The sequence below is a fragment of the Solimonas sp. SE-A11 genome, assembly GCF_030345715.1.
GTDB lineage: Bacteria > Pseudomonadota > Gammaproteobacteria > Nevskiales > Nevskiaceae > Solimonas_A.
Window position 1 is genome coordinate 50,905 of record NZ_JAUASX010000016.1, and the last position, 25,880, is coordinate 76,784.

General features: G+C 67.7%; 24 protein-coding genes. 8 read left to right on the forward strand and 16 right to left on the reverse strand.

Annotated features, from left to right (window positions below):
* Positions 1-50: 50 nt before the first annotated feature.
* A complete protein-coding gene (locus tag QT386_RS17100) occupies positions 51-1,667 on the forward strand; it encodes a choline dehydrogenase (RefSeq protein ID WP_289274955.1) in 1,617 nt (538 codons plus the stop codon).
* 462 nt (positions 1,668-2,129) lie between these two features.
* Here the strand turns inward: QT386_RS17100 and QT386_RS17105 are convergent, their stop codons facing one another.
* Complete coding sequence (locus QT386_RS17105) at positions 2,130-3,173, reverse strand: AraC family transcriptional regulator (RefSeq protein WP_289274956.1); 1,044 nt, start codon at positions 3,171-3,173, stop codon at positions 2,130-2,132.
* Positions 3,174-3,434: 261 nt separating this feature from the next.
* Here QT386_RS17105 and QT386_RS17110 point away from each other — a divergent pair, with 261 nt between their 5' ends.
* The 7 genes from QT386_RS17110 (at position 3,435) to QT386_RS17140 (ending at position 11,818) form a co-directional block, all read left to right on the forward strand.
* A complete protein-coding gene (locus tag QT386_RS17110; protein ID WP_289274957.1) occupies positions 3,435-4,202 on the forward strand; it encodes a 3-hydroxyacyl-CoA dehydrogenase in 768 nt (255 codons plus the stop codon).
* A gap of 162 nt (positions 4,203-4,364) precedes the next feature.
* Entirely contained in the window at positions 4,365-5,573 is a 1,209-nt protein-coding gene (locus QT386_RS17115; RefSeq protein ID WP_289274958.1) for an acetyl-CoA C-acetyltransferase, read from the forward strand.
* Positions 5,574-5,708: 135 nt separating this feature from the next.
* A complete protein-coding gene (locus QT386_RS17120) occupies positions 5,709-7,868 on the forward strand; it encodes a 3-hydroxyacyl-CoA dehydrogenase NAD-binding domain-containing protein (RefSeq protein ID WP_289274959.1) in 2,160 nt (719 codons plus the stop codon).
* Positions 7,869-7,902: 34 nt separating this feature from the next.
* Positions 7,903-9,381 (forward strand): coniferyl aldehyde dehydrogenase, encoded by a 1,479-nt coding sequence (locus tag QT386_RS17125; RefSeq protein WP_289274960.1) that lies wholly within the window; start codon positions 7,903-7,905, stop codon positions 9,379-9,381.
* Between the two features lie 16 nt (positions 9,382-9,397).
* Positions 9,398-10,198, forward strand: coding sequence for an enoyl-CoA hydratase-related protein (locus QT386_RS17130; RefSeq protein ID WP_289274961.1), 801 nt, complete (start codon positions 9,398-9,400; stop codon positions 10,196-10,198).
* A gap of 2 nt (positions 10,199-10,200) precedes the next feature.
* Positions 10,201-10,461 carry a helix-turn-helix transcriptional regulator gene (locus tag QT386_RS17135; RefSeq protein WP_289274962.1) on the forward strand — a complete coding sequence of 87 codons (261 nt, stop codon included), beginning with the start codon at positions 10,201-10,203 and terminating at the stop codon, positions 10,459-10,461.
* Between the two features lie 331 nt (positions 10,462-10,792).
* Complete coding sequence (locus QT386_RS17140; RefSeq protein ID WP_289274963.1) at positions 10,793-11,818, forward strand: AraC family transcriptional regulator; 1,026 nt, start codon at positions 10,793-10,795, stop codon at positions 11,816-11,818.
* Between the two features lie 196 nt (positions 11,819-12,014).
* Here QT386_RS17140 and QT386_RS17145 read toward each other — a convergent pair whose 3' ends face one another.
* From QT386_RS17145 to QT386_RS17215, 15 genes are all read right to left on the reverse strand, one after another.
* Entirely contained in the window at positions 12,015-12,743 is a 729-nt protein-coding gene (locus QT386_RS17145; RefSeq protein WP_289274964.1) for a VacJ family lipoprotein, read from the reverse strand.
* Between the two features lie 30 nt (positions 12,744-12,773).
* Positions 12,774-13,028: an STAS domain-containing protein gene (locus tag QT386_RS17150; RefSeq protein ID WP_289274965.1), complete on the reverse strand. Its 255-nt coding sequence runs from the start codon at positions 13,026-13,028 to the stop codon at positions 12,774-12,776.
* On the reverse strand, positions 13,025-13,669 hold the full coding sequence (locus tag QT386_RS17155; RefSeq protein ID WP_289274966.1) for a phospholipid-binding protein MlaC: 645 nt from the start codon (positions 13,667-13,669) through the stop codon (positions 13,025-13,027). The genes QT386_RS17150 and QT386_RS17155 overlap by 4 nt, the downstream gene beginning before the upstream one ends.
* A gap of 6 nt (positions 13,670-13,675) precedes the next feature.
* The gene (gene mlaD / locus QT386_RS17160; RefSeq protein ID WP_289274967.1) at positions 13,676-14,170 is read right to left on the reverse strand and encodes an outer membrane lipid asymmetry maintenance protein MlaD; all 495 of its coding nucleotides are present in this window, start codon (positions 14,168-14,170) and stop codon (positions 13,676-13,678) included.
* Positions 14,171-14,200: 30 nt separating this feature from the next.
* A complete protein-coding gene (gene mlaE / locus QT386_RS17165) occupies positions 14,201-14,968 on the reverse strand; it encodes a lipid asymmetry maintenance ABC transporter permease subunit MlaE (protein ID WP_289274968.1) in 768 nt (255 codons plus the stop codon).
* Entirely contained in the window at positions 14,965-15,789 is an 825-nt protein-coding gene (locus QT386_RS17170) for an ABC transporter ATP-binding protein (protein WP_289274969.1), read from the reverse strand. Before QT386_RS17170 ends, mlaE begins: the two co-directional genes overlap by 4 nt.
* A 119-nt stretch (positions 15,790-15,908) precedes the next feature.
* Positions 15,909-16,532: a lipoyl(octanoyl) transferase LipB gene (gene lipB, locus QT386_RS17175; RefSeq protein WP_289274970.1), complete on the reverse strand. Its 624-nt coding sequence runs from the start codon at positions 16,530-16,532 to the stop codon at positions 15,909-15,911.
* A 142-nt stretch (positions 16,533-16,674) separates the two neighbouring features.
* Complete coding sequence (locus QT386_RS17180) at positions 16,675-17,808, reverse strand: D-alanyl-D-alanine carboxypeptidase family protein (protein ID WP_289274971.1); 1,134 nt, start codon at positions 17,806-17,808, stop codon at positions 16,675-16,677.
* Between the two features lie 133 nt (positions 17,809-17,941).
* Entirely contained in the window at positions 17,942-18,889 is a 948-nt protein-coding gene (locus QT386_RS17185) for a septal ring lytic transglycosylase RlpA family protein (RefSeq protein WP_289274972.1), read from the reverse strand.
* Complete coding sequence (locus QT386_RS17190) at positions 18,886-19,890, reverse strand: lytic transglycosylase domain-containing protein (protein WP_289274973.1); 1,005 nt, start codon at positions 19,888-19,890, stop codon at positions 18,886-18,888. The genes QT386_RS17185 and QT386_RS17190 overlap by 4 nt, the downstream gene beginning before the upstream one ends.
* Positions 19,890-20,975, reverse strand: coding sequence for a rod shape-determining protein RodA (rodA, locus tag QT386_RS17195; RefSeq protein WP_289275017.1), 1,086 nt, complete (start codon positions 20,973-20,975; stop codon positions 19,890-19,892). Before rodA ends, QT386_RS17190 begins: the two co-directional genes overlap by 1 nt.
* Positions 20,976-21,062: 87 nt before the next feature.
* Positions 21,063-23,000 carry a penicillin-binding protein 2 gene (mrdA, locus tag QT386_RS17200; protein ID WP_289274974.1) on the reverse strand — a complete coding sequence of 646 codons (1,938 nt, stop codon included), beginning with the start codon at positions 22,998-23,000 and terminating at the stop codon, positions 21,063-21,065.
* Between the two features lie 7 nt (positions 23,001-23,007).
* Positions 23,008-23,487: a rod shape-determining protein MreD gene (gene mreD, locus QT386_RS17205; protein WP_289274975.1), complete on the reverse strand. Its 480-nt coding sequence runs from the start codon at positions 23,485-23,487 to the stop codon at positions 23,008-23,010.
* Entirely contained in the window at positions 23,484-24,599 is a 1,116-nt protein-coding gene (gene mreC, locus QT386_RS17210; RefSeq protein ID WP_289274976.1) for a rod shape-determining protein MreC, read from the reverse strand. The genes mreD and mreC overlap by 4 nt, the downstream gene beginning before the upstream one ends.
* Positions 24,600-24,768: 169 nt before the next feature.
* On the reverse strand, positions 24,769-25,806 hold the full coding sequence (locus QT386_RS17215; RefSeq protein WP_104229651.1) for a rod shape-determining protein: 1,038 nt from the start codon (positions 25,804-25,806) through the stop codon (positions 24,769-24,771).
* Positions 25,807-25,880: the final 74 nt, after the last annotated feature.

Here is a 25,880-nt window from a genome sequence, read left to right on the forward strand (position 1 = left end):
GACGAATTACCCAGCGTAGCTTCAAGACTGCGCCCCGAGGAGTGTTCCCAGTGCCCCAGAGCTTCGACTACATCGTCATTGGCGGTGGTTCCGCCGGCTGCGTGCTGGCCAACCGCCTTTCCGCCGACGGCCGCTACCAGGTCTGCCTGCTGGAAGCCGGCCCGAACGACCGCAACCCGCTGATCCACATGCCGCTGGGTGTGGTGCCGCTGGTGCGCGGCTGGTTCGCCAACTGGAAATTCTGGAGCGAGCCGCAGCCGGAGCTGGGCGGGCGCCGCACCTACCAGCCGCGCGGCAAGGTGCTGGGTGGTTGCAGCAGCATCAACGCCACCGTCTGCACCCGCGGCCACCGCTGGGACTACGACCACTGGGCCGAGCTGGGCTGCAAGGGCTGGTCCTACGACGAGGTGCTGCCGTACTTCCGCAAGTCCGAGAACTACGAAGCGCCCCTGGCCGAGCGCGACCGCCCCTTCCACGGCCGGGGTGGCCCGCTGAACGTGACGGCGCGGCGCTACACCAACCCGGTGAGCGCGGCGATGGTGGAGGCCGCCCTGCAGGCTGGCCATGCCCACAACGAGGACTTCAACGGCGCCGAGCAGGCCGGTGCGGGGCAATTCAAGGTTTTCCAGAAGGACGGCCAGCGCTGCAGCAATGCGCGCGCCTACCTGACGCCGGAGGTCCGCGCCCGCCGCAACCTGCACATCCTTACCGGTGCCCAGGCCACCCAGGTGTTGATCGAGAACGGCCGCGCCGTGGGCGTGAAGCTGCGCCGCAGCGGCCGTGACGAAGAGCTGCGCGCCCAGCGCGAGGTGATCCTGTCGGCCGGTGCCTTCCAGTCGCCGCAGCTGCTGATGCTCTCCGGCATCGGCCCCAAGGCCGAGCTGCAGAAGCACGGCATCGCAGTGAAGCAGGACCTGCCCGGCGTGGGCGAGAACCTGCAGGATCACCTGGAAGTGATCGTGGAGACCAAGGCGAAGAGCAGCGCCGGCATCTCCTACCACCCGACCTCGCTGCTCGCCTCGATCAAGGCACTGTTCCAGTACCTGTTCGGCAAGCGCGGCATGCTGACCAGCAATGGTCCGGAAGCCGGCGGCTTCCTCAAGTCCGCTCCCTCCGAGCCGATCCCGGACCTGCAGTGGCACTTCGGTCCCTTCCCCAACGTGACCCACGGCTTCAACCTGGCGCCGATGTTCCAGCGCTACGGCTACATCGCCTACCTCTACGACCTGCGCCCGTTGTCGCGCGGCCGTGTCGGCCTGAACAGCGCCGATCCGCTGGCCGCGCCGCGCATCGACCCCAACTACCTCGCCGAGTCGCGTGACGTGGACAAGCTGGTGGCTGGCGTGAAGCTCACACGTGAAGTGCTGAAGCAGCGCGCGCTGGACCCGCATCGCGGCGAGGAGCTGAGCCCCGGCCCGGGCGTGCAGTCCGACGCCGATATCGCCGCCTGGGTGCGCAAGGCGGCCGAGACCACCTATCACCCGGTGGGCACCTGCAAGATGGGCGTGGATGAACTGGCGGTGGTGGATCCGCAGTTGCGCGTGCGTGGCGTCCAGGCACTGCGCGTAGTGGATGCCTCCGTCATGCCGACGCTGATCGGCGCCAATACCAATGCGCCGACGACGATGATTGCGGAGAAGGCGGCGGAGATGATCCTGCGGTCCTAGCGTATGTTTGCCATCTCCTAATCTTGAAATGAGGGAGAGCTTGTAATCGTAGGCCGGTAAAGCGAAGCCCATCCCGCCTTGCGAATACCTCCAAAGGCGGGACGCGCTTCGCTTCGCCTTGAGGCGCCTACTTTTGCCCCCCTCCTACAGATTCTTGACTGATCAGTGCCAAAAGAAAGAGGAGCCTCTAAGCCCAAGGCTTCACCGAGAACGCCATGATCGTGCAGGAAGGGCGCAAGCCGATGACGCTGCCGCTGGTGCCCAACCTCAAGCCGGAGCAGGTGGCGCGCGAGTCTTACCAGGCTTGCATGGCGGGCAAAGGCGCTGCGCGTGAACGGCCTGTTGAACCGCCTGGCCATCGAGGGCATGCGGCACCAGCCGCTGTGGCTGCGCCGTGAAATGGTGGCGCTGATGGAGAAGTGGGGTATCTAGACGGGTGCTTGCAGCAAGCCGGCTCCTGCACTATGCGTCGCTGTCGCCGCTCACCGGCCGTTTCAGCTTGCGGTACGCCGAGGGCGACATGCCTTTCCAGCGCTTGAAGGCACTGATGAAGGCCGCGGGCTCGGTGTAGCCCAGGCGGCTGGCGATCTCGGCCAGCTTCATGTGCGCGGACAGCAGCAGTTCTTCCGCCAGCGCCTGGCGCACCTCGTCCACCAGCGCGCGGAAGGTGGTGCCTTCCTCGTCGAGCCGGCGGCGCAGGCTGCGCGAAGCCATGTGCAGTTCCTCCGCCACGGTCTCCAGCGACGGCATCTCGCCGGGGTTGCGCAGCAGGCGGTCGCGGATCTGGCCAGCGAGGCCGGAGCGCACGCTGCGCTTGGCCAGCAACTGGCGGCACTGCTCCTCGCACATGCGCGCCATCATCGGGTTAGCCTGCGGCAGCGGCGCGTCAAGGTCCTTGGCGGCGATCAGGATCGCGTTGAGCGGTGCCTCGAAGCTGGGGCGCACGCCGCAGAGCTTGTCGAAGCGCCAGGCGTAGTCGGGCCGCGGAAAGCGGAACTGCGCGCTGCGGCCGGGGAAACCGCCGGGGCGCATCTCCCAGGCGGCATTGGCCCAGGCGGCGAAGTCACGCTCCACCAGGAACTGCCGCAGGTCCTCGGGCACGTCGCTGTCGTCGAGCACGATCAGCAGGTCCTTACCGACGTTCTCCAGGCGGTAGCGCGCAAAGGCGTATGAGAGATCGAGATAACGCACTGCGATCTCCGCGGCGCTGCGGAAGTTGGGGCTGCTGATCAGCGCGAATCCCCAGATGCCGTAGGCCGAGAGGTGATAGCGCAGGCCGGCATCCAGGCCCAGACCCTGGCTCGCGGCCGGTCCGAGGCCCGACAGCAGGTTGCGGATCAGCTGCAGCTCCTGCGCCGCGCTGATCTCGGTAGCGGGGTTCGACAGGTCGGCGGCGTCGATGCCGGTGTTGCGCAGGCAGGCGTCCACCGGCAGGCCGCGCTCGGCCCCGAGCCGTGTGAGCAGCTGGGCACTGATGACCGGACGGCGTACTTCGGCAACAGGCATGGATCGGGCTCCGGGAACGGCCAGGGCAAGTCTTGGCCGCAATTATCAGTGAGTTGGCCGAAAACGTCATTTTTCCGGTTTCCCCCTCGCGGAGGAGCCTTCGGGGCGTCGCTTCCGGCCTGTCATCTGGCCGAAATCATTAACTGTTTGTCCCCTGGCCTCATTCCCCGCGGGTGGTGACGGGCGGCAGCATTCCCGGCCATGAAAACACAGCCCGGCGCCGGAACAGGCGCCGGCTTTTCTTTGCCGGGGAGCTTTTCGATGGACATCCAAGACCGCGTCTTCCTGATCACCGGTGGCGCCTCCGGGCTGGGCGCCGCCACCGCACGCGCGCTCGTCGCCCGCGGCGGCAAGGTGGTGATCGCCGACCTCAACGACAAGCTCGGCAACGAGCTGGCGCAGGAACTGGGCGCCGCCGCGCGCTATGCACGCGTGGACGTGGCCAGCGAGGCCGACGTGCAGCAGGCCGTGGCGCTGGCGCTGGCCGAGCTCGGCGGCCTGCATGGCGCGGTGAACTGCGCCGGCATCGGCGCCGCCGAGAAGGCCCTGGGCAAGGAAGGCCCGCTGGCGCTGGAGCGATTCAACCGCATCATCAACGTCAACCTCGTCGGCAGCTTCAACGTGATCCGCCTCGCGGCGCACGCCATGAGCCTGCAGGCGCCCAACGCGGGCGGCGAGCGCGGCGTGATCATCAACACCGCCTCGGTCGCGGCCTTCGACGGCCAGATCGGTCAGCCCGCCTACTCGGCCTCCAAGGCCGGCGTGGTTGGCATGACGCTGCCGCTGGCGCGCGAGTTCGCGCGCATCGGCATCCGCGTGATGACCATCGCTCCCGGCATCTTCGAGACGCCGATCCTCGCCGGCCTGTCGCCCGAGGCGCTGGATTCGCTCAACAAGTCCGTGCCTTTCCCGCCGCGCCTGGGTCGCCCCACCGAATTCGCGCAGCTCGCCGTGCAGATCGTGGAGAACCCCATGCTCAACGGCGAGTGCATCCGCCTGGACGGCGCCATCCGCATGGCGCCGAGGTAACAACATCCGTTCCCTCTCCCGCGTGCGGGAGAGGGTGCCCCGAAAGGGGCGGGAGAGGGTTTCTGTAACTCCTTCGAGCTCTACAGAAACCTCTCCCCCAACCCCTCTCCCGCAAACGGGCGAGGGGAGAAACCCAAGTTTTTTACTTAACCAGAGAAAACCATGACCGAAGCCTTCATCTACGACCACGTCCGCACCCCCCGCGGCAAGGGCCGCACCGACGGTGCGCTGCACGAGATTACCCCGCTGCAGCTCGGCACCCAGGTGCTCAAGGCGCTGCGTGACCGCAATCAGCTCGACACCGCGCTGGTGGACGACGTGATCATGGGCATCGTCTCCCCGGTCAGCGAGCAGGGCGCGGTGCTGCCGCGCTCCATGGCGCTCAACGCCGGCTACGCCGAGACCGTGTCGGGCGTGCAGGTCAACCGCTTCTGCGGCTCGGGCCTGGAGGCCGTGAGCCTGGCCGCCGCGCGCGTCATGTCCGGCATGGCGCCGGCCGTCATCGGCGGCGGCGTGGAGTCCATGTCGCGCGTGGCGATGGGTTCCGACGGCGGCTCCTGGCCCACCGACCCGTCCTTCGCCCCAACCGTGAACTTCGTGCCGCAGGGTATCAGCGCCGACCTGATCGCCACGCTCGACGGCTACTCGCGCGAGGACGTGGACAGCTTCGCCGTGGAGAGCCAGCGCCGCGCCGCGCAGGCCTGGGCGGAAGGCCGCTTCGCCCGCTCGATCCTGCCGGTGCGCGACGTCATCGGCCAGATCGTGCTGGACCGTGACGAGCACATCCGCGCCGGCACCACCGTGGCGGACCTGGGCAAGCTCAAGGCCTCGTTCGAGATGCTGGGCCAGCAGGCCGGCTTTGACGCCGTGGCGATCCAGCGCTATCCGCAGGTAGAGTCGATCAACCACGTGCATACCGGCGGCAACTCCAGCGGCATTGTCGATGGTTCCTGCGGCATCCTGATCGGCACCAAGGAATTCGGCCAGAAGGCGGGCCTTAAACCCCGCGCACGCATCCGCAGCTTCGCCGCCATCGGCTCCGAGCCCTGCATCATGCTGACCGGGCCCGCGGCTGTGTCGCACAAGGCGCTGAAGCTCGCCGGCATGAAGGTCGGCGACATCGACCTGTGGGAGATCAACGAGGCCTTCGCCTCCGTGGCCATGCGCTTCATGCGCGACATGGGCATCTCGCACGACGTGGTCAACGTCAACGGCGGCGCCATCGCCATGGGCCACCCGCTGGGCGCCACCGGCGCCATCATCGTCGGCACCGTGCTCGACGAACTCGAGCGCACCGGCAAGTCCACCGCGCTGTGCACGCTCTGCGTCGGCGCCGGCATGGGCAACGCCGCCGTCATCGAGCGCATCTGAGGGGCCGGCGCGGGTTCCCCCCCATGCTTCGACAAGCTCAGCACGAACGGGAACCGTGGGGTTCCGTTCGCCCTGAGCCTGTCGAAGGGTGAACGGAATCGCGCAGGACTTCGCAACGAATACCTGGATTCAAACATGACTACCGCACTGAAATTCGATCTCGACCGCAACGGCTTCGCCATCCTGACCATCGACGTGCCCGAGCGCCCGATGAATGTCATCACGCCGGAGCTGACCGCCGAGTTGGCCCAGGCCGTCGAGCGCATCGCCACCGACGCCGCCATCAAGGGCGCCATCCTCACCTCCGGCAAGCCGGGCGCCTTCGTCGCCGGCGCCGACCTCAAGGACCTGGTCACTGCCTTCGACAAGGGCATCGACGCCGTCGAGGGCTCCAAGGCCTCGTTCGAGCTGTCCGCCCTGTTCCGCCGCATCGAGACCAGCGGCAAGCCCTTCGCCGCCGCGATCAACGGCCTGGCCCTGGGCGGCGGCCTGGAGCTGTGCCTGGCCTGCCACTTCCGCGTGCTGAGCGATGACCCCAAGGCCGTCGTCGGCCTGCCGGAAGTCAATGTCGGCCTGCTGCCGGGCGCCGGCGGCACCCAGCGCCTGCCGCGCCTGATCGGCATCCCCAACTCGCTGCCGCTGCTGCTGCAGGGCAAGCAGGTCAAGCCGGCCGAAGCGCTCAAGCTCGGCATCGTCCACGCTATCGGCCCGGCTGACCAGCTGGTGGCCAAGGCCACCGAGTGGATGCTGGCCACGCCGTCCGCCGAGCAGCCCTGGGACAAGAAGAACTTCCGCGTCCCCGGCGGCGCCGGCCCCATGGCCGCGCACGCCAACCAGACCTTCGTCGCCGGCAACGCGCTGACCTCGGCCAATACCAACGGCAACTACCCGGCGCCCAACGCCATCCTGTCCTGCGTGTTCGAAGGCACCCAGGTGCCGATGGATACCGGCCTGCGCATCGAGAGCAAGTACTTCGGCAAGCTGCTGTCCGGCGCCGTGGCGCGCAACCTGATCCGCACCATGTTCATCAACAAGGGCGCCGCCGACAAGCTGATCAACCGCCCCAAGGGCGTGGCCAAGTCCAAGGTGCAGAAGCTGGGCGTGCTCGGCGCCGGCATGATGGGCGCTGGCGTGGCGCACGTCAGCGCCAAGGCCGGCATCCAGGTGGTGCTGCTGGACTCCACCCTCGAGCAGGCGCAGAAGGGCCTGGACGGCATCAAGGCCATGCAGGCCAAGGACCTGGCCAAGGGCAAGACCACGCAGGACAAGGTCGACGCCATCCTGGGCCGCATCAAGGCCACCGCCGACTACGCCGACCTGGAAGGCTGCGACCTGATCGTCGAAGCCGTGTTCGAGAAGCGCGAGATCAAGGCCGACGTCACCGCCAAGACCGAGGCCGTGATCCCGGAGACCGCCACCTTCGGCTCCAACACTTCCACGCTGCCGATCACCGGCCTGGCCAAGGCCTCCAAGCGCCCGGCGCAGTTCATCGGCATCCACTTCTTCTCGCCGGTCGAGAAGATGCCGCTGGTCGAGATCATCCTCGGCGAGCAGACCTCTGACGAGACCCTGGCCAAGGCCCTGGACTACGTCGCGCAGATCAAGAAGACCCCCATCGTCGTGCGCGACTTCCCGGGCTTCTACACCAGCCGCGTGTTCGGCACCTTCTGCTCGGAAGGCCAGAAGATGCTGCTCGACGGCATCGAGCCCACGCTGATCGAGAACGGCGCCAAGCTCGCCGGCTTCCCGGTGGGCCCGCTGGCGGTGTCCGACGAAGTCACCATGTTCCTGCAGCAGAGCATCTACAAGCAGCAGGAAGTGGACAACCTGCCGGAGAAGTACCGCGGCAAGCTCGGCCGCCCGGTGGTGGACAAGATGGTGGACGAGCTCAAGCGTCCGGGCCGCCGCTTCGGTGCCGGCTTCTACGACTACCCGGAAGGCGGCGGCAAGAAGCTGTGGAAGGGCCTCAAGGAGGTCTTCCCGGTGAAGGCCGAGCAGCCGACGCTGGCCGAGGTGAAGTCGCGCTTCCTGACGATCATGGCGCTGGAGACGGCGCGCTGCTTCGAGGAAGGCGTGATCGCCTCGCCGATCGACGCCGACATCGGCTCCATCCTCGGCATCGGCTACCCGGCCTGGACCGGCGGCACGCTGTCCTACATCGACACGCAGGGCCCCAAGGCCTTCGCCGACGAGTGCTCGCGCCTGGCCGCCACCTGGGGTCCGCGCTTCGAGCCCTCCGAGTGGCTGAAGGCGCGCGGCACGTCCGGCGAACTGTTCTACAAGAAGGCGGGCTGAAAGCCCGTCTCGTTCCAGCAGGAGGAGCCGTCCCATGTCTGCCGTTGCCGAATCGTTCACCCACGTGGTGCCCCTCGCGGGTAGCGACAATCCCCTGGCGGGCCTGCTGGCCCGCCAGCGTGCGGCATTCAACGCGCGGGGCGAACCCTCCTCGCTGGCCGAGCGCCGCGAGATGCTGCGCAAGCTGGAACAGGCGCTGATGGACCAGCGCCTGGCCCTGGCCGACGCCATGGCCGCCGACTTCGGCGGCCGTGCGCGCCAGGAGTCGCTGCTGGAACTGTTCGTGGTGATCGACGACCTGCGCTACGCGCAAGCGAAGCTCAAGTCGTGGATGCGCCGCCGCCGCGTCTCGGCCAACTGGCAGTTCCTGCCGAGCCGTGCCTGCCTGATGCCGCAACCGCTGGGCGTGATCGGCGTGATCGGTGCCTACAACTACCCGGTGATGACGACCCTGTCACCGGTGGTGGGCGCCATCGCGGCCGGCAACCACGTGATGATGAAGCCCTCCAGCCTGACGCCGCGCAGCACCGAGCTGATGCGGCAGATCATCTCCAGCCTTTACAAGGAAGAAGTGGTGGCGGTGGTCACCGGCGACAGCAGCGTGGCCAAGCAGTTCTCCAAGCTGCCCTTCGACCACCTGGTGTTCACCGGCTCCACGCGGGTGGGCAAGCTGATCATGCGCGACGCCGCCGAGAACCTGGTGCCGGTTACGCTGGAACTGGGCGGCAAGTGCCCGGCCATCGTCGGCGAGGGCTATGACCTCAAGACGGCGGCCGAGACCATCGTCCAGACCAAGTTCCTCAACGCCGGCCAGACCTGCGTCACCGGCGACTACGCCATGGTGCCGGAGGCCTCGGTACCGGAGTTCCTGCAGCACGCGCGCAACGCTATCAAGGCGTTCTACCCGAAGCTGGTGGACAACCAGGACTACGGCCGCGTGCTGATCAAGAGCGACTGGACGCGCCTGTCGGACTGGGTCGAGGAAGCGCGGGGCAGGGGAGCGAAGGTGGAAACCTTCAACCCGGCCAACGAGAGCTTCGGCCCCGACAACCGCGTGTTCCCGCCGACGCTGGTGTCGGACTGCCCCACCGATACCACGCTGTGCCGCGAGGAAATCTTCGGGCCGGTGCTGCCGGTGCTGGGCTACAAGACGCTGGATTCTGCGCTGGCGCACGTCAACGCGGGCGAGCGTCCGCTGGCGCTGTACTTCTTCAGCAACCGCAGCGCCGACGTGGAGCGCGTGCTCAAGCGCACCATCTCCGGCGGCGTCAGCATCAACGGCTGCGGCTACCACGCCATCCAGCACAACCTGCCGTTCGGCGGGGTCGGCGCCAGCGGCATCGGCGCCTATCACGGCCAGGCCGGCTTCGACCGCTTCTCGCATCTCAAGCCCGTGCTGTTCATGAGCAAGCTGACCAAGGCCAGCGTGTTCCTGCGCCCGCCCTTCGGCGTGTTGGCCGCCTGGGTGCTGGGATTCATGCTGCACAACCGCCCGCGTCGCGAAAACCTCTGAACGGAATCAACACCCGATGGATCTGAAGAACATCCTGTACCGCATCGAGCAGGGCGTCGCCGTCATCAGCTTCAACCGGCCCAAGGCGCTCAACGCCATGACGCTGGAGCTGATGGAAGAGCTGGGCCAGGCCTTCGACGCGGCCGCGGCCGACAGCGCCGTGCGTGCCATCGTGCTGACCGGCGAGGGCCGCGGCTTCTCCACCGGCGCGGATCTCGCCGCCACCAGCGACAAGCCGCCGCTGGACCTGCAGGGCCGTCTGGATCTCGGCTTCGTGCTGGACCGCTACTACAACCCGCTGATCCTGAAGATGCGCGAGCTGCCCAAGCCGATCATCTCGGCGGTCAACGGCGTGGCCGCCGGAGCCGGCGCCAACCTGGCGCTGATGGCCGACCTCACCGTGGCGGCGCGCTCCGCGTCGTTCCTGCAGGCCTTCGTCAACGTCGGCCTGATTCCCGACGCCGGCGGCACCTGGATCCTGCCGCGCGCCATCGGCCCGCAGCGCGCCATGGGCCTGGCCCTGATGGGCGAGAAGCTCTCAGCCGAGCAGGCCAAGGAATGGGGCCTGATCTGGAGCGTGGTGGACGACGAGCAACTGATGCCCGCCGTGATGGGCATGGCGCGGCGCCTGGCCGAAGGCCCGGCCGTGGCGATCGAGCGCATCAAGCGCGCGATCCACGCCGCCGCCGAAAACGAACTGGACAAGCAACTGGACCTGGAGAGCGACCTGCAGCGTGACTGCGGCCAGTCCCAGGATTTCATGGAAGGTGCGATGGCTTTCGTGCAGAAGCGCAAGCCGAACTTCAAGGGGCGTTGATCATGGATACGAATCTTTCTTCCTGGACCCTGCGTGCCGACGCGGGACGCATGGGCAGCCCGGCCATGCCGCTGACCGAGCCGCTGACCCCGCGAGAGCGCGAGGTGCTGGACTGCCTGTCGCGCAAGATGATGGACAAGGAGATCGCCGACTCCCTCAAGGTATCGATCAACACCGTCAAGCATCACCTGCGCAACATCTACTCCAAGTTCGGCGTCGGCAGCCGCCGCCGCGCGGTGGAGTTCTACCTCGCCCGGGTCTGACCCGGCACCGTTTCTCCAGGGCGCCGGCCCCGCTGCCGGCCGCCTTCCAGGCGATGGATACGGGCCGCTCTGGCGGCCCGATGCCGCCTGCCGGGCCTTGGGGCTCTCCCTGGGCCTTTGCCCGGCCGTCTCCCGTCTCCGCCTGTCGCCCCCTTATCAGGGGTGCCCGTCCGTCCGCCCGTGCTTATCCCGGGCCGTCAGGCAGGCTAACATTGACATCCAGCGCTGGAATCGACGGCGCGGCCGGAAGTGACACTGCCGGCCCGGCGAACCTAGAATGGCCACAGGGCCAGTACTACGACGACATAAAGCCCGCAGGAGAGACGAGCCGATGAAGGATTCGGGGCAACTGCTCCAGATCATCCATGTGGGGATGGTCAAGGCCGGGCTGGACGTGGACGCGATCTACCGCCAGCTGGGCTACCACGCCGAAAAGCTGCCCCTGCGCGAAATCCGGACCGAGCACGCCCTGCAGACCCTGTTCTGGCAGGTGGTGGAGCAGGTCAGCGGCGACCAGGAGGTGGGCCTGCACCTCTGCCCGCACCTGCCGGTGTTCCATGGCGAGGTCCTGGAATACCTGATCTTCAGCAGCCAGACTCTGGGCGAGGGCGTGGGACGCTCGCTGAAGTACCTGCGCCTGCTCAGCGACGCCATGAACCTGCGCATCATCCAGGATGAGCAAGGCGCGCGGGCGGTGGTGCAGGGCGGCGCCCTGGATGCCCCGCAACTGCGCCATACCGAGATCTGCGTGCTCTACGAGCTGATTGCCTTCTCCAAGTCGGTGACCGACCGCAATTTCGCCCCCCTGAAGGTACGCCTGCGCTTCGACCGCCGCATCGACCAGGCCGACTACGAGAAGGTCTTCGGCTGCCCAGTGGAGTTCGGCGCCTCCGAGAGCGAGATCTGGTTCGATCCCCGGCTGCTGGCCTACCGCTCGCCGCGCTGGGATCCGGACCTGCTCAAGCTGCACGAGGAGCTGGCCGAGAAACGCCTGTCCAACCTCAAGCGCCAGGACCTGATCGAGGGCATCCGCAAGGTGTTTTCCCAGCGCCTTGAGCTGGACAAGTGCGACCTGGAGGACGTGGCCAAGGAACTGGGCGTGCCGACCCGCCGCCTGCGCTTCGAGCTGTCCCGGGCCGGCACCAGCTTCAGCCAGGTGCTGGCCGACTTCCGCTATGCCCTGGCGCGCAAGCTGCTGCGCTCCACCGACGAGCCGATCGAGAACATCGTCTACCTGACCGGCTTCTCCGAGCCCAGCACCTTCTACCGCGCCTTCAAGCGCTGGTCCGGCATCACGCCGGTGCAATACCGCGAGAGCCGCCGCCAGCGCATGAACCGGGCCGAGACGGCCGACTAGGAGCCGTTTCCGGCCAGGACGGTTGCTGCGGGGTAGGCCGGCCGCAGACACGCCGGCCGACGTTGCCGCGGCGTGATCCGCCAGAGATGCGGCGCGGCTTCTTCTTGCGGATTCTCGCGGACAATCCCGGACCGTTCACCCCGAGTGCCGCGCAGCGGCGTATCGAGGGGCGCGCGGCCCAGGCTCACTCCGGGCCTCACCCACTCTTGCCGTCGCCCTCGTCCTCGTCGTCATCGAAGTCGTCTTCCGGCGGCGGGTTGCCGTCGTAGACCAGGCTCTGGCGGCGCTGCAGGTACAGGCCGCGGACGAAGACGTAAGGATCGAGCTGCTGCTCCAGCAGGCCCTCGCTGCCCAGCAGGCCACTGCGCAGGTCCACCAGGCGCACACCCTGGTAGCCGAGTTCCGCGCGATCATGCAGGTCGGCGTAGAGCAGGGGATTGGTGAAGTAATCGCCGCCGCTGCCGACCAGATCGCGGTTGGTACTGGGACCGAGGAAGGGCAGCATCAGGTACCAGCCCGGCCCCACGCCCCAGTATCCCAGGGTCTGGCCGAAGTCCTCGTTGTTGCGCTCCAGGCCCACCATCGTCGCCGGGTCGAGGAAGCCGGCCAGGCCGAAGGTGGTGTTCATCAGGAAGCGCGTGGTGTCGAGGCCGGCACGCTTGAACTTGGCCTGCAGCAGGTCGTTGGCGATGACCCGCACGTAGACCAGGTTATCCAGGAAATTGTGGATGCCGGTGCGGAATTCCACCGGCGTGGCGGCGACATAGCCCTGCGCCAGGGGCTTGGCCACGTACTCGTCCACCTTCAGGTTGAAGGCATAGACCTTGCGGTTGACCGGCTCCAGCGGGTCCTGCGGGTCGTAGCTGGGGCTGTGGGCACAGCCCGCCAGCAGCAGTCCCGCCATGGCAATCAGTTGGGTACGCATCGCTTGGCCGCCCCCCGCGGCCCTACCACGTCACGCCAGCTTCAGCAGCGTGTCCACTTCGAAAAACGCCGCCAGCCGGCGCAGGCGTTCGCCAGCGCCGCTGAAGACCAGCGTGCGCTGCTGTCGCTGCGCACGCCGCTGCAATTCCACCAGGAAAGCCACCCCGGCGCTGTCCACCTCCTGCACGCCGGACAGGTCCAGCGTGCCGCTGGCGGCCAGGGCGTCGGCGCGGGACATCAGCCCCGGCACGCTGGCCAGATCCAGCCGGGGCGGCAGGCCGCTCACTTCTGGGCCGCGCCGCCCGACTTGGGCGTGTCGGTGCTGAACTGGCCGCCTTCCATGCGTGCCAGCAGGCTGTTCAGGTCGCTTTTCTTCAGTTCCGAGGCGAACTGGCCGCGGAAGTTCTGCACCAGCGACAGGTTCTCGATGGTGATGTCGGTGATCTTCCAGTCGTCGCTGACCAGACGCATCGAGAAACCGATGCCCACCGGCGGCTTGCCATTGCGCAGCAGGTTGGTGTTGACCGTGGCGTCAGAGGCGCCATCCGCCATGCGCACCGGCTTCCACTCCACCTTCACGGAGTCGTAGTTTTCGAGCATGGCGTCGGCATAGGAGCGGATCAGCATGTTCTTGAAGGCCTCCTGGAAGCGCGTCTGCTGCTCCGGGGTGGCGGTCTTCCAGTTGCGCGCCAGCACGCTGCGAGCGATGTACTGCACGTCGAAGTGGGGCACGATCTTCTCGTCCACCATCTTGAAGTAACTGGGCTTGTCGGCCTTGTACTTCACGTGGTTCTTGGCCAGCAGGTCCTGGATCTCGGCCACGGCCGACTTCAGCGTCTCGTCCGGCGCCTTGGGCGCGGCCACGGCCTGGGCGGCCAGGGTCAGGCCCAGTGCCGCGACGATACCGGTCATCCATTGCTTGATCATGACTGCTTACTCCTGCTTCTGTGCCGCGTTGCCCGCGTCATTGCTGCGCGATGCCATGTTGGTGAGGAACTGCCCGATCAGGTTCTCGAGGACCAGCGCGGACTGGGTCGACTTGATGCGGCTGCCTTCCTTCAGCACCTCTTCCGCACCGCCGACCTCCAGGCCGATGTACTGCTCACCCAGCAGGCCGGCCGTCAGGATCTTGGCCGAGCTGTCTTCCGGCAGCGTGCTGTAGGCCTGGCTGATGACCAGCGTCGCCACCGCCTCGAAGGTGTCCGGGTCGATCGCGATGTTCTGCACCCGCCCGACCTTGACGCCCGACAGCGTCACCGCCGAACCCACCTTCAGTCCGCCGATGTTCTCGAACATCGCGGTCACCCGGTAACCGTCACCGCGGCCCACCGTATCCAGGCTTGCCACCCGGAAGGTGAGGACGAAAACCGCGGCCACGCCGAGGCAGACGAACAGCCCAACCAGTATTTCCAGCGCTCTCGATTGCATGTCTTGTGCTCTAACGTATTCGGGGACGGTTTAACGGAACATGAACGCCGTCAAAACGAAGTCCAGGGCCAGGATCGCCAGGGAGGACACCACCACCGTACTGGTGGTGGCGCGCGAGACGCCTTCGGAGGTCGGGGCCGCATGGTAGCCCTGGTAGACCGCGATCCAGCTGACGGTGAAGCCGAAGACGCCGGCCTTGATCAGCATCTGCTGGATGTCGGCGATCTCGGTGCTGGAGCGGATCTGCGACCAGTAGCTGCCGGCGTCCACGCCCAGCAGGTCCACGCCGATCGCATGGCCGCCGGCGATGCCGATCGCCATCACGCAGAAGATCGCCGTCAGCAGCGGCACCGCGATCACGCCGGCGACGAAGCGCGGCGCAATGACGCGCTTGATCGGGTCGGTGGCCATCATTTCCATGGCCGACAGCTGGTCGGTGGCCTTCATCAGGCCGATCTCGGCCGCCAGGGCCGAGCCGGCACGGCCGGCGAACAGCAGGGCGGTCACCACCGGGCCCAGCTCGCGGATGATCGACAGCGTCACCAGCACGCCCAGCGAATCCTCGGCGCCGAAGCGCACCAGGGTGCGGTAGCCCTGCAGGGCCAGCACCATGCCGATGAAGCTGCCGGAGATGACGATGATGATCAGAGACAGCGCGCCGACCATGTAGAGCTGCTGGATCACCAGGCGCGGGCGCGCCAGCGCCGCCGGCACGCCGCCGAGGATGTTCAGCAGGAAGAACTGCGCGCGGCCCAGGCCGGCCAGGAAGCTGGCGATGATTTCGACGGCGGCAGTCACTTGGCGGCTCCCATCAGGTCGGCGAGGTAGTCCGGCGCCTTGGCGTGGAAGCTCACCGGGCCGTCGTCGGCGCCGCTCAGGAACTGCTGGACCCAGGGCGAGGCATGCGCGCGCAGCTCGGCCGGCGTGCCGTGCGCGGCGATCTTGCCGTTGGCGATCACGTAGGCCTGGTCGGCGATCGACAGCACCTCCTGGATGTCATGCGACACCACGATGGAGGTCAGGCCCAGGGCATCGTTGAGCGTGCGGATCAGGCGCATCAGCACGCCCATGGTGATCGGATCCTGGCCGGCGAAGGGCTCGTCGTACATGACCATCTCCGGGTCCAGCGCCAGCGCACGGGCCAGCGCCACGCGCCGCGCCATGCCACCGGACAGCTGCGACACCCACAGGTCGCGCGCGCCGCGCAGGCCCACGGCCTGCAGCTTCATCAGCACCAGGTCGCGGATGATCGACTCCGGCAGCTTGGTGTGCTCGCGCAGCGGGTAGGCGACGTTGTCGAAGACGTTGAGGTCGGTCAGCAGGGCGCCGTTCTGGAACAGCATGCCCATGCGCTTGCGCAGCGTATAGAGCTCGCGCCGCTTGAGCTGGTGCACGTCGGTGCCGTCGAAGGCCACCGTGCCGGCGCCCGGCTGCCATTGGCCGCCGATCAGGCGCAGCAGCGTGGTCTTGCCGGTACCCGAGGGGCCCATGATGGCCGTGACCTTGCCGCGCGGGATGTCGACGTCGATGCCGTCATAGATCACGCGGCTGCCGTAGCCGAAGGACAGGCCACGCACGCGTACCAGCACATCGTCCGCTTGTGGGGTGGGGGTCGTCATATTTGTTCTTGGATGCCGTCACCGCCGTTCGGTTCACGGCCATGGCTGCATTGCGATGGGGCCATTTTAGCCCAGACCGGGTAGGTCGGACCGCCATAACGGACCTGCGTCACACCCCACTATGGGGGGGATAAACGCAAACGCAAGTGCTTTTCGAGTTCCGCTGCCACCACGGACAAGTCCGCCGGCCCGCCCAGTTCACGCACCTGGACCATGCGCAAACCCTGGTAGCCACAGGGATTGATGCGCGAAAACGGCTCCAGGTCCATGTCCACGTTGAGCGACAGGCCGTGGTAGCTGCAGCCCTGGCGCACGCGCAGGCCCAGGGAAGCGATCTTGGCGCCGTCCACGTAGACGCCCGGGGCCTGAGGGTCGGCGTTGGCGGCAATGCCGTAGGCCGCCAGGGTGTCGACCAGGGACTGCTCGATCCGCGTCACCAGCGGGCGGATCGAATACCCCAGGCGGCGCAGGTCCATCAGCAGGTAGACCACGATCTGTCCCGGCCCGTGGTAGGTCACCTGGCCGCCGCGGTCCGATTGCACCACCGGGATATCCCCCGGCATCAGCAGGTGCTCGGGCTTGCCGGCCTGCCCCTGGGTGAATACCGGATCATGCTCCAGGAACCACAACTCGTCGGCCGTATCCGGCCCGCGCCCATCGGTGAACGCGCGCTGCTCCTCGAAGACCTCCGCGTAGTCGCGGCGGCCCAGGTGGCGGACGATCAGCGGCGGGGGGGGATTCATGGCCGAACCTTACCCAACTTTCCGAAAATGCGGAGAGGCCGCCGGGAGCGGCCCGAGGTTGCATGGAGCACCGGAGCCGTACTGAAGTACGGCGAACACCGGCAATGCGAGATCGGGCCGCGCAGCAGGCTTATCCGTATTTTCAGGCGAACCAGAGACGGATGGTGTCGATCAGGCGGCGCCAGAAGCCGCCCTTCTCCACGTCCTGCAGCGCCACCAGCGGCTCGGTGCGCAGCACCTTGCCGTCCAGCGTCAGCGTCAGCGTGCCCAGCTTCTGGCCAGCGGCGAACGGCGCGATGGCCTCGCCCTCCTGCTGCCAGCTGGCCTGCACGCGTGCGGCTTCGCCGCGCGGCAGCGTGATCGCCACCGGCTTGAGCGTGCCCACCTGCACCTCGGCGGCGGCACCCTTCCAGACCTTGACCGTGCCGGCCGGCTTGGTCGGGCCCAGCAGCTGCGCGCTCTCGAAGAAGCGGAAGCCCCAGTTCAGCAGCTCCAGGCTGGCCTGCTCGCGGTAGGCCCAGCTCTTGGTGCCCATCACCGCGGCGATCAGGCGGCGGCCATCGCGCTGTGCCGAGGACAGCAGGCAGTAGCCGGCTTCCGAGGTGTGGCCGGTTTTGATGCCGTCCACGCTCGGGTCCTTCTTCAGCAGCAGGTTGCGGTTGGGCTGCTTGATGCCGTTGTAGGTGTAGTCCGGCAGCGCGAACCACTTGTACTCCGCCGGAAAGTTCTGGATCAGGGCGCGGCCCAGCAGCGTCAGGTCATGCGCGGTGCTGTAGTGCTGCGCGTCCGGCATGCCGGGAGCGTTGGTGAAGTGGGTGTTCTTCATGCCCAGCTTGGCGGCCTGCTGGTTCATCATCGTGGCAAAGGCGTCCTCGCTGCCGGCCACGTGCTCGGCCAGGACCACGCTGGCATCGTTGCCCGACTGGGTGATGATGCCGTGCAGCAGCTCCTCCAGGCCTACGCGCGTGCCGACCTGCACGAACATGCGCGACTCCGAGGAGTCGATGCCCTGGCGCCAGGCCTTCTCGCTGACGAAGGCCGTGTCCTGCAGCTTCATGCGGCCCTGGCGGACCTCCTCCAGCACCACGTAGGCCGTCATCACCTTGGTGATGCTGGCCGGCCCCACGCGCTGGTCCGGGTTGCTGGCCGCCAGCAGTTCGCCGCTGTCGTAGTCCAGCAGCGCGAAGCTGCTCGCCTCCAGCGCCGGCGGTGCCGGAATGGCCGCATGCAGGGACAGGGACAGGAACATCAGGGGCAGGGCGAGCAGGTGTTTCATGGCTTTCTGGTCTTAGAAACGAACATTCACATTTTACCGCGATGCAGCAATGAAAGGCGTATTCCGCCCTTGCCGAGGGTGGCGAAGGAGCCGTCGCGAGCTCGGCGCGCTCGCGACGGCTCCTTCGCCGCACTCACTGGAGCATCCATTCGGCGGCGTATCCTGAGCCACGCAGCCGGCGGCGCAGGTCAAACGCCGAGGCCTCGTCGCGGAAGGGGCCGGTCACAACACGATGCAGCACCTCGCCACCCAGGTCGGTGGTGATGACCGTGACGCCGGCAAAGCCCTTGGCCTTCAGCTCCTCGCGCAGCGCCACGGCATTGATCGGGTCGATGAAGCTGGCCACCTGCAGCCATCCCGGCGCCGTCGCGGGCGACGAGCGCAACTCGGCTTTCGGCACGGCAGGATCGGCCGGCGGAGCAACCGCGACCGTGGGGGGCGGGCTGTCGGCGGTCACGGCCTCGATCTCCACGTCGACGGCGCCGTGGTTGATGATTTCGAGCTTGGCGGCGGCGGCATAGGACAGGTCGATGATGCGGTCCTTGTGGAAGGGGCCGCGGTCGTTGACCCGCACGATGGTGCTCTTGCCGTTGGACAGGTTGGTGACCCGCACGTAGCTCGGCAGCGGCAGCGTCTTGTGCGCCGCGGTCATCTTGAACATGTCGTAGATCTCGCCGTTGGCGGTCTTGCGGCCATGGAATTTCTTGCCGTACCACGAGGCATGGCCGCGTTCGCGGAACGCGCCGGCCTCCTGCATGGTGCGGTAGGTCTTGCCGAACACTTGGTATTCCGGCGAATTGCCCGAGCGGCTGCGGGGCTCGTCCTGCGGCACCGCGTCCGGCGTCAGCTCGATGCCTGCCGGGATCTCCTCAGGCGCGGGGCCGCGGTCGCGCTCGCTCAGCGGCGCCGGGCCGGGGACGTAGTCCGGATTCAGACCCGGGGTCCGGGAGACCTTCGGGGTGATCTGCTGTGGCGGGGGCGGTACGCGCCGCGGTGTCTTGCGCTCCGGTGCCGGGGGGGCGGTGACGCAGGCCGTCAGCAAGGCGCAGAGCAGGACGACGCCCGCCGTGCGCAACCTCACCTGGCCTCCGCCGCCAGCTGCTGCTGGATGCGCTGCGCCAGCTGCGCCACGGCCATGGCGTAGAAGGTGCGCGGGTTGTAGGTCATCACGGTGTAGAAATTGTGGAGCGCCAGCCAGTACTCCTGGCTACCGTCGTCCAGCGGCAGCTGGATGATGCCCACCGGCGTATCCGGCGGCAGATTCACGTCGATGGCGAGAAAGCCGGCACGCAGCAGGGCTCCGGCGTTGTAGGCGGTGGCCTTGCCGTTGACCTCCGTGCCCGCTGGCAGCGGCGCCAGCAGGCGGGCCGGGATGATCAGCGGCTCGCCGCGCTGCCAGGCCTGGCTGGGCCGGTAGCGCACGAAGTAGTTGCCGATGGAGCCGATCGCGTCCGGCAGCGTCCACAGGTCGCGCCCACCACTACCGTCGTAGTCCAGGCTCAGGCGGCGGTAATTGCTGGGCATGAACTGCGCCGCGCCCATGGCGCCGGCATAGGACCCCTTCATGGCCACCGGGTCCATGCGGAAATCGCGGCAGAACACGAAGAAATGCTCCAGCTCGCTGGAGAAGAACGCCGAGCGGGTGGGGTGCTCGAAGCCCTGCGTGGCCAGCGCGTCGAGCACGCGGATGCTGCCGGTGATGCGGCCGTAGCGGGTCTCGATACCCAGGATCGCCGCGATCGCGGCCGGAGGTACGCCGAACTCCTCCTCGGCCCGGTCCAGGAACGGTTGCTGGTCGCGCAGCAGCGCCACGCCGCCGTCGATGCGGCTCTTGTCGATGCGTGCGGAGTAGCGCGTCCAGGTCTCGGTGCGCTCCGGCGCCTTCTGCTCCATCTCCACCAGCTGTGGCAGGCGCTGCGCCTGGGTCAGCGCGGCCTTGACCGAATCCAGCTCGGCAGCGCTGAAGCCGTGCTCCTGGCGCAACTTCTCCAGCAGCGCAGCGGCCTTGGGATGGCCGCTGTAGTCGGCCAACGCGGAAGTGGACAGCAGCAGCAGCGGGACCAGCGCGAGGGGAATTCGCATCAGTTTGCCAATAGCTTTCTGTGAGTATGGATGGACATGAGCATACCGAAGCCCGCCAGCAGGCTCACCATGGAGGTGCCGCCGAAACTGAACAGCGGCAAGGGCACGCCCACCACCGGCAGCAGGCCGATGACCATGCCGATATTGATGAAGACATAGATGAAGAAGGTCATTCCCAGCGCGCCGGCGAGCAGGCGCTGGAAGCTGTCCTGCGCGCGTACCGCGATCCACAGGCAGCGCCCGACGATGCACAGGTACACTGCCAGCAGCACCAGCACCGAGATCATGCCCAGCTCTTCGGCGAACACGGCGAAGATGAAGTCGGTATGCGCTTCCGGCAGGAAGTCGAGCTTGGCCTGGGTGCCCTCGAGCCAGCCCTTGCCGAACAGCCCGCCGGAGCCGATCGCGATCTTCGACTGCGTGATGTGGTAACCCGCGCCCAGCGGATCGCTCTCCGGGTCCAGCAGCGTCAGGATGCGCTTGCGCTGGTAATCGTGCAGGCGCTCCCACAGGATCGGCGCGGCGGCGCCCACCGCGGCCAGCGCGCCCAGGATCCAGCGCCACTGCAGGCCGGCGAAGAACAGCGTGAAACCACCGGCCGCGATCACCAGCATGGACGTGCCGAGGTCCGGCTGGATCATGATCAGCACCGTTGGCACGCCCAGGATCACCAGCGCGCCCAGCAGGGTCAGCGGGCGCGGCGGCAGGCGGCGGTGGTGCAGGAAGGCGGCCAGGGTCATCGGCATCGCCAGTTTCATCAGCTCCGAGGGCTGGAAGCGGATGAAGCCCAGGTCCAGCCAGCGCTGCGCGCCCATCGCATGGTCGCCGATCACATCCACCAGCAGCAGCAGCAGCAGCGTCAGGCCGTAGAGCCAGGGTGCCAGCATGCGGTAGAACTCGGGCGGCGCCTGCGCCACAACGGCCATCACGAACAGGCCCAACAGGAAACGCTCGGCCTGGTTCACCACCGCCGGGATCGAGTGGCCGGAAGCGGAATAGATCACGAACATGCCGGCACCGGCCACCGCGGCGAGCAGCAGCAGGAGCCACATGTCGATATGCCAGCTTTCCAGCAGGTCGGCCATGCCCGGCTCGGGCTTGTCGGGGCCACCGCGGCGTACGCGTGAGATGACTTCGGTGATCATGGAGCGGCTCCGAATCCGTCGGTCATGTCAGTCCTCCAGGTCCTCGGAGTGGACGTGCCCGCCGGCCGCGGCAGGCGCCACGGACGTGGCGGGCGCCGGCGCGCCGGGGTTGTAGCGCACCTCGCCGAGCAGGTACATGTCCATCACCTGGCGCCCGATCGGCGCCGCCACCGCGCCGCCGTGGCCGGCGTGTTCCGCGATCACCGCCACCGCGATCTTGGGATCCTCGGCCGGAGCAAAGGCCACGAACAGCGCGTGGTCGCGCAGGTGCAGCGGGGTGGATTCCAGCGAGCGTGCCTTCTTCTCGTCCTGGCGCATCGCCGCCACCTGGGCGGTGCCGGTCTTGGCGGCGATGCGGTAGGGCGAGTCGCGGCCGATGCGCGTGGCCGTGCCGCCGGGGGCATGGGCCACATCGACCATCGCGTCGATCACGCGCTGCCAGTTATGGTTGTCCTTCAGCTCGATGGCTTCCAGCGGCTCGGGCGGCACGCGGGTGACCTCGCGCGTGATCGCATCCTGCGTGGCGTAGACCACGTGCGGCTTGAAGCCCTTGCCTCGCATGGCGATGCGCGCCGTCATCTGCGCCAGCTGCAGGGGCGTGGTCAGGGTGTAGCCCTGGCCGATGCCGATGCTCAGGGTCTCGCCGGGATACCACTGCTCCTTGCGCCGGCGTAGCTTCCACTCGCGCGACGGGAACAGGCCGGCATTCTCCAGGGGCAGGTCCACCTCGGTCTTGTGGCCCAGGCCCAGGCGCGTCATCGAATCGTGCATGCGGTCGATGCCGAGCTTGATCGCCAGCTCGTAGAAATAGATATCGCAGGAGCGCATCACGCCGCCGACCATGTCCTGGAAGCCGTGGCCGGTGCGCTTGTGGCAGCGGTACTTGCGGCTGGAGCCGGGCAGGGTCATCTCGCCGCGGCAGTAGACCCCGTCCTCCGGCGTCACCACGCCGTACTCCAGGCCCGCCATCGCCATCGCCGGTTTCACCGTCGAGCCGGGCGGATAGGTGCCCTGCAGTGCGCGGTTGAACAGCGGTCGCTTGGGATCGCTGGACAGGGCCTTGTAGGTCTTGGTGTCGATACCCTCGATGAACAGGTGCGGATCGAAGCCCGGCTTGCTCACCAGCGCCAGCACCTCGCCGGAGCGAGGATCGATCGCCACCACCGCGCCATCGAGTTCGCCCAGGGCCTGTTCGGCTACCAGCTGCACCTTCGAGTCGATGCTCAGGTACAGGTTGCGGCCCGGGTAGCCGCGGCGGTAGTCGAGTTCGCGCAGGGGCCGGCCGTAGGCATTGGCCTCGATGATCTTGGCGCCCGACTTGCCGCGCAGGGTGTCCTCGTGGCTTTTCTCCACGCCGGTCTTGCCGACCAGGGACAGCCCCTCGTAGGTGTTCTCCGGGGCCTCCGAGAGCTCCTTCTCGCTGATGCCGCCGACGTAGCCGATGATGTGGGCCCCGGAGGCCCCCAGCGGGTAGTTGCGCGTCAGGCCGGCGGAGACGTCCACCCCGCGGAAGTCATAGCGGTCCAGCTCGTAGCGCGCCAGCTCCTCCATGGTCAGGTTGTTGCGCAGCGGCACCGGGCGATAGCGCGGCGTCTTGCGCACCCGGTCCTTGAAGCGGGCGATGTCCTGCTCGGTGAGCTGTACCACGCTGGACAGTCGCTCCAGCAGCGCGTCCATCTCCTTCACCTGCTCCGGCACCACCTCCAGCATGAAGGCCGGCTTGTTCTGCGCCAGTAGCGCGCCATGGCGGTCATAGATCAGGCCGCGCACCGGCGCTACCGGCATCACGCGCATGCGATTGTCGTTGGCGCGCGACTGGAAGTACGCACTCTGCAGTACCTGCAGGTCGAACAGGCGTGCGATCAGGATGCCGGTCAGTGCCAGGCAGAAGAAGGTACCGAACAGTGCCCGCGCCAGGAAGGCCTCGCGCTCGCGGTGCAGGTTCTTGATGGAGCCGAGCGCCATGGGGCTCTCACTCCTCTTCCGGCGGCTGCCGGATGAGCTCCATGACGGCGTAGACCAGTGGCCAGAACAGCGAGGTCGAGACCACCGGCAGCCAGCGCAGCCAGTCGTCGCCGCGGTGCTGGGTCAGGCCGTCGATCCAGAACATCAGGAAGGCGTAGGCCGTCCAGGCCGGGATCAGTGCCAGCGTGGCCTGCCACAGCGGGAACAGCACGAAGAAAGCGCGCAGGCGGGCCACCAGGTAGGTGACCAGCACGAAGCCCAGCGCATGCTGCCCGAGCACGCTGCCGAACAACACGTCACAGCATAGCCCGATCAGGAAGGCCGGCAGCAGCACCGGCACGCGCGGCTCGCGCAAGGCCCAGTACGACAGCACGAGCGGAATCCACAACGGCCGCGCGGCCGCCAGCCAGTCCGGCAGCAGCACCATCTGCAGCACCAGGGCCAGCAGCAGGCTGATCAGGAAGCCTGCGTTGAGCAGGCTGGTCATCGGCCGGCGCCCGGAGCGGCCGGCGCGGGCGCCGGCTGGGGTGCGGGGCGCGGGGCGGCGGCAGGCACTGGGGCAGCGGCCGGTGCCGGGGTGCCGGCGCGCGCCGCAGGTGGCGGAGCCGCCGGCTGGGTCGCGGCAGGAGCCGTCGTGGCCGGCGTCGCCGGTGCGGCCGGCACTGCCGTGCCGGCCGCAGGCGCCTGGATCGGCGCTGGCTCCGCGGCCGGCATCGGTGCGACACGGGCCGGACTGGCCGCGCCCGTCCCGGTTTCTTCCACCCAGACCAGCAGGGTCTGGCGGCCCTGGTTCAGCTTGGCCGCCGGGTAGGCGTAGGCTTCCATGAAGTGCTCGCCGGCGACGTGCTTGACCTCGTAGACCTGGCCCACCGGGTAGCCGGAAGGGAAGCGGCCGCCCAGGGCCGAGGACACCAGCAGGTCCCCCACCCGGATATCGACGTTGCTGGGCAGGAAGGGCAGGCGCAGGCCCTTGCCGTCGCCGCGGCCCACCGCGATGGTCTGCAGGCCGCTGCGGTTGATCTCCACCGGGATGCCGTGATCGGGGTCGGTGATCAGCAGGGCCTTGGCACTGCCCGGCGCCAGCTCGGTCACCTGGCCCATGATGCCGTGCGCATCGACCAGGGCCTGCCCGCGGTACACACCCTGGCGTTCACCCTTGTTGAGGGTGATCTGGTGGCGGTACGGGTCCTGGTTGACGCTGACGATCTCGGCGACCATCACGCGCTCCTTGAGCTGGCTGGCCGAAGACAGCAGTTCGCGGATGCGGCGGTTCTCGGCTTCCAGGGACTCGAGCTTCTGCAGGCGGGATTCGAGCACCAGCTGCTTCTGCACCAGCTCGGCATTCTCGCGTTCCAGGGAGCCGCGGGTATCGATGTCACCGGCGGCCTGCAGCATGCGGGAAGGCACCGAGGCCAGCCAGACCACCGGCGTCAGCAGCCATTCGACCGTGCCGCGGGTCGACTGCAGCCCTTCGCCGCGATAATCGTTGACCATCAGGCCGATGGCGCACAGCATCAGGAAGAACGCCCGCAGACCCACGCCCGGACCCCTCGGAAACAGGGGACGACGGTGGTTGCTGTCGTACAGGGTCGTGTTCAAGTTGCGCGCGTTTAGTAAGAAATGTCAATGAATCATCACGCGCAGCATAGTCCTGAAGCCCCTGGGGTGCAACGACTGTTGGAGGGCGGCAACGCCCTCTGGGTTCAGGACCTTGTTTTGAGAGGCCGGGACCGGGGCTGACGCCGCCCGGCCCCGGCCCGCAGCCGCATCAATCCAGGCTGTAGAAATCGCCCTGGCGATCCAGCATGTCCAGCACCATGCCGCCGCCACGGGCGACGCAGGTCAGGGGGTCGTCGGCGATGATCACCGGCAGGCCGGTTTCCTCGGAGATCAGCTTGTCCAGGTCGCGCAGCAGGGCGCCGCCGCCGGTCAGCACGATGCCGCGCTCGGCCACGTCGGAACCCAGTTCCGGCGGGGTGCGCTCCAGGGCCTGCTTCACGGCCTTGACGATGCCGGACAGCGGTTCCTGCAGGGCGTCGAGAATCTCGTTGGAGTTCATCGTGAAGTTGCGCGGCACGCCAGCGGCCAGGTGACGGCCCACGACGTCGATTTCCTGCACTTCATGGCCCGGGAAGGCGGTGCCGATCTGGATCTTGATGCGCTCGGCCGTGGCCTCGCCGATCAGCATGTTGTACTGGCGGCGCACGTAGGAAACGATGGCCTCGTCGAACTTGTCGCCGCCGATGCGGACCGACTCGGCATAGACGATGCCGTTCAGCGAGATCACGGCCACCTCGGAGGTGCCGCCGCCGATGTCCACCACCATCGAGCCGCGGGCCTCGCCGATGGGGATGCCGGCGCCCAGGGCGGCGGCGATCGGCTCCTCGATGACCCAGACCTTGCGCGCGCCGGCGTTCTCGACCGACTCACGGATGGCGCGGCGTTCCACCTGGGTAGAGCCGTAGGGCACGCAGACCACCACGCGGGTCAGCGGGCGCGCCATGCGGCCCTTGGTGACCTTGCGGATGAAGTGCTGCAGCATCTTCTCCGTGACGGTGTAGTCGGCGATCACGCCGTCGCGCAGCGGGCGCACGGTGGTGATGTTGGTGGGGGTGCGGCCGAGCATCTGCTTGGCTTCGATGCCCACGGCCTCGACCTTCTTGGCGCCGCGGGAATCCATGCGGATCGCGACCACCGAGGGCTCGTTCAGCACGATGCCTTCGTCACGCACGTAGACCAGCGTGTTGGCGGTGCCCAGGTCGATGGAAAGGTCGTTAACGAACAGACGGCGAACGGCGTCGAACATCGGAAGTGTCTTTTGGGCGTGATGATTCGTGTTGTGGCGGGCGACCGGCGATGCGGGCGCATGGCACAATTCAT

Bases quoted from the DNA above. Each gene is read 5' to 3' on its own strand.
- QT386_RS17105 (WP_289274956.1), bottom strand. From the start codon at position 3,173: ATGCCTGTTGCCGAAGTACGCCGTCCGGTCATCAGTGCCCAGCTGCTC.
- QT386_RS17110 (WP_289274957.1), top strand. From the start codon at position 3,435: ATGGACATCCAAGACCGCGTCTTCCTGATCACCGGTGGCGCCTCCGGG.
- QT386_RS17115 (WP_289274958.1), top strand. From the start codon at position 4,365: ATGACCGAAGCCTTCATCTACGACCACGTCCGCACCCCCCGCGGCAAG.
- QT386_RS17120 (WP_289274959.1), top strand. From the start codon at position 5,709: ATGACTACCGCACTGAAATTCGATCTCGACCGCAACGGCTTCGCCATC.
- QT386_RS17125 (WP_289274960.1), top strand. From the start codon at position 7,903: ATGTCTGCCGTTGCCGAATCGTTCACCCACGTGGTGCCCCTCGCGGGT.
- QT386_RS17130 (WP_289274961.1), top strand. From the start codon at position 9,398: ATGGATCTGAAGAACATCCTGTACCGCATCGAGCAGGGCGTCGCCGTC.
- QT386_RS17135 (WP_289274962.1), top strand. From the start codon at position 10,201: ATGGATACGAATCTTTCTTCCTGGACCCTGCGTGCCGACGCGGGACGC.
- QT386_RS17140 (WP_289274963.1), top strand. From the start codon at position 10,793: ATGAAGGATTCGGGGCAACTGCTCCAGATCATCCATGTGGGGATGGTC.
- QT386_RS17145 (WP_289274964.1), bottom strand. From the start codon at position 12,743: ATGCGTACCCAACTGATTGCCATGGCGGGACTGCTGCTGGCGGGCTGT.
- QT386_RS17155 (WP_289274966.1), bottom strand. From the start codon at position 13,669: ATGATCAAGCAATGGATGACCGGTATCGTCGCGGCACTGGGCCTGACC.
- mlaD (WP_289274967.1), bottom strand. From the start codon at position 14,170: ATGCAATCGAGAGCGCTGGAAATACTGGTTGGGCTGTTCGTCTGCCTC.
- QT386_RS17170 (WP_289274969.1), bottom strand. From the start codon at position 15,789: ATGACGACCCCCACCCCACAAGCGGACGATGTGCTGGTACGCGTGCGT.
- lipB (WP_289274970.1), bottom strand. From the start codon at position 16,532: ATGAATCCCCCCCCGCCGCTGATCGTCCGCCACCTGGGCCGCCGCGAC.
- QT386_RS17180 (WP_289274971.1), bottom strand. From the start codon at position 17,808: ATGAAACACCTGCTCGCCCTGCCCCTGATGTTCCTGTCCCTGTCCCTG.
- QT386_RS17190 (WP_289274973.1), bottom strand. From the start codon at position 19,890: ATGCGAATTCCCCTCGCGCTGGTCCCGCTGCTGCTGCTGTCCACTTCC.
- rodA (WP_289275017.1), bottom strand. From the start codon at position 20,975: ATGGCCGACCTGCTGGAAAGCTGGCATATCGACATGTGGCTCCTGCTG.
- mrdA (WP_289274974.1), bottom strand. From the start codon at position 23,000: ATGGCGCTCGGCTCCATCAAGAACCTGCACCGCGAGCGCGAGGCCTTC.
- mreD (WP_289274975.1), bottom strand. From the start codon at position 23,487: ATGACCAGCCTGCTCAACGCAGGCTTCCTGATCAGCCTGCTGCTGGCC.
- QT386_RS17215 (WP_104229651.1), bottom strand. From the start codon at position 25,806: ATGTTCGACGCCGTTCGCCGTCTGTTCGTTAACGACCTTTCCATCGAC.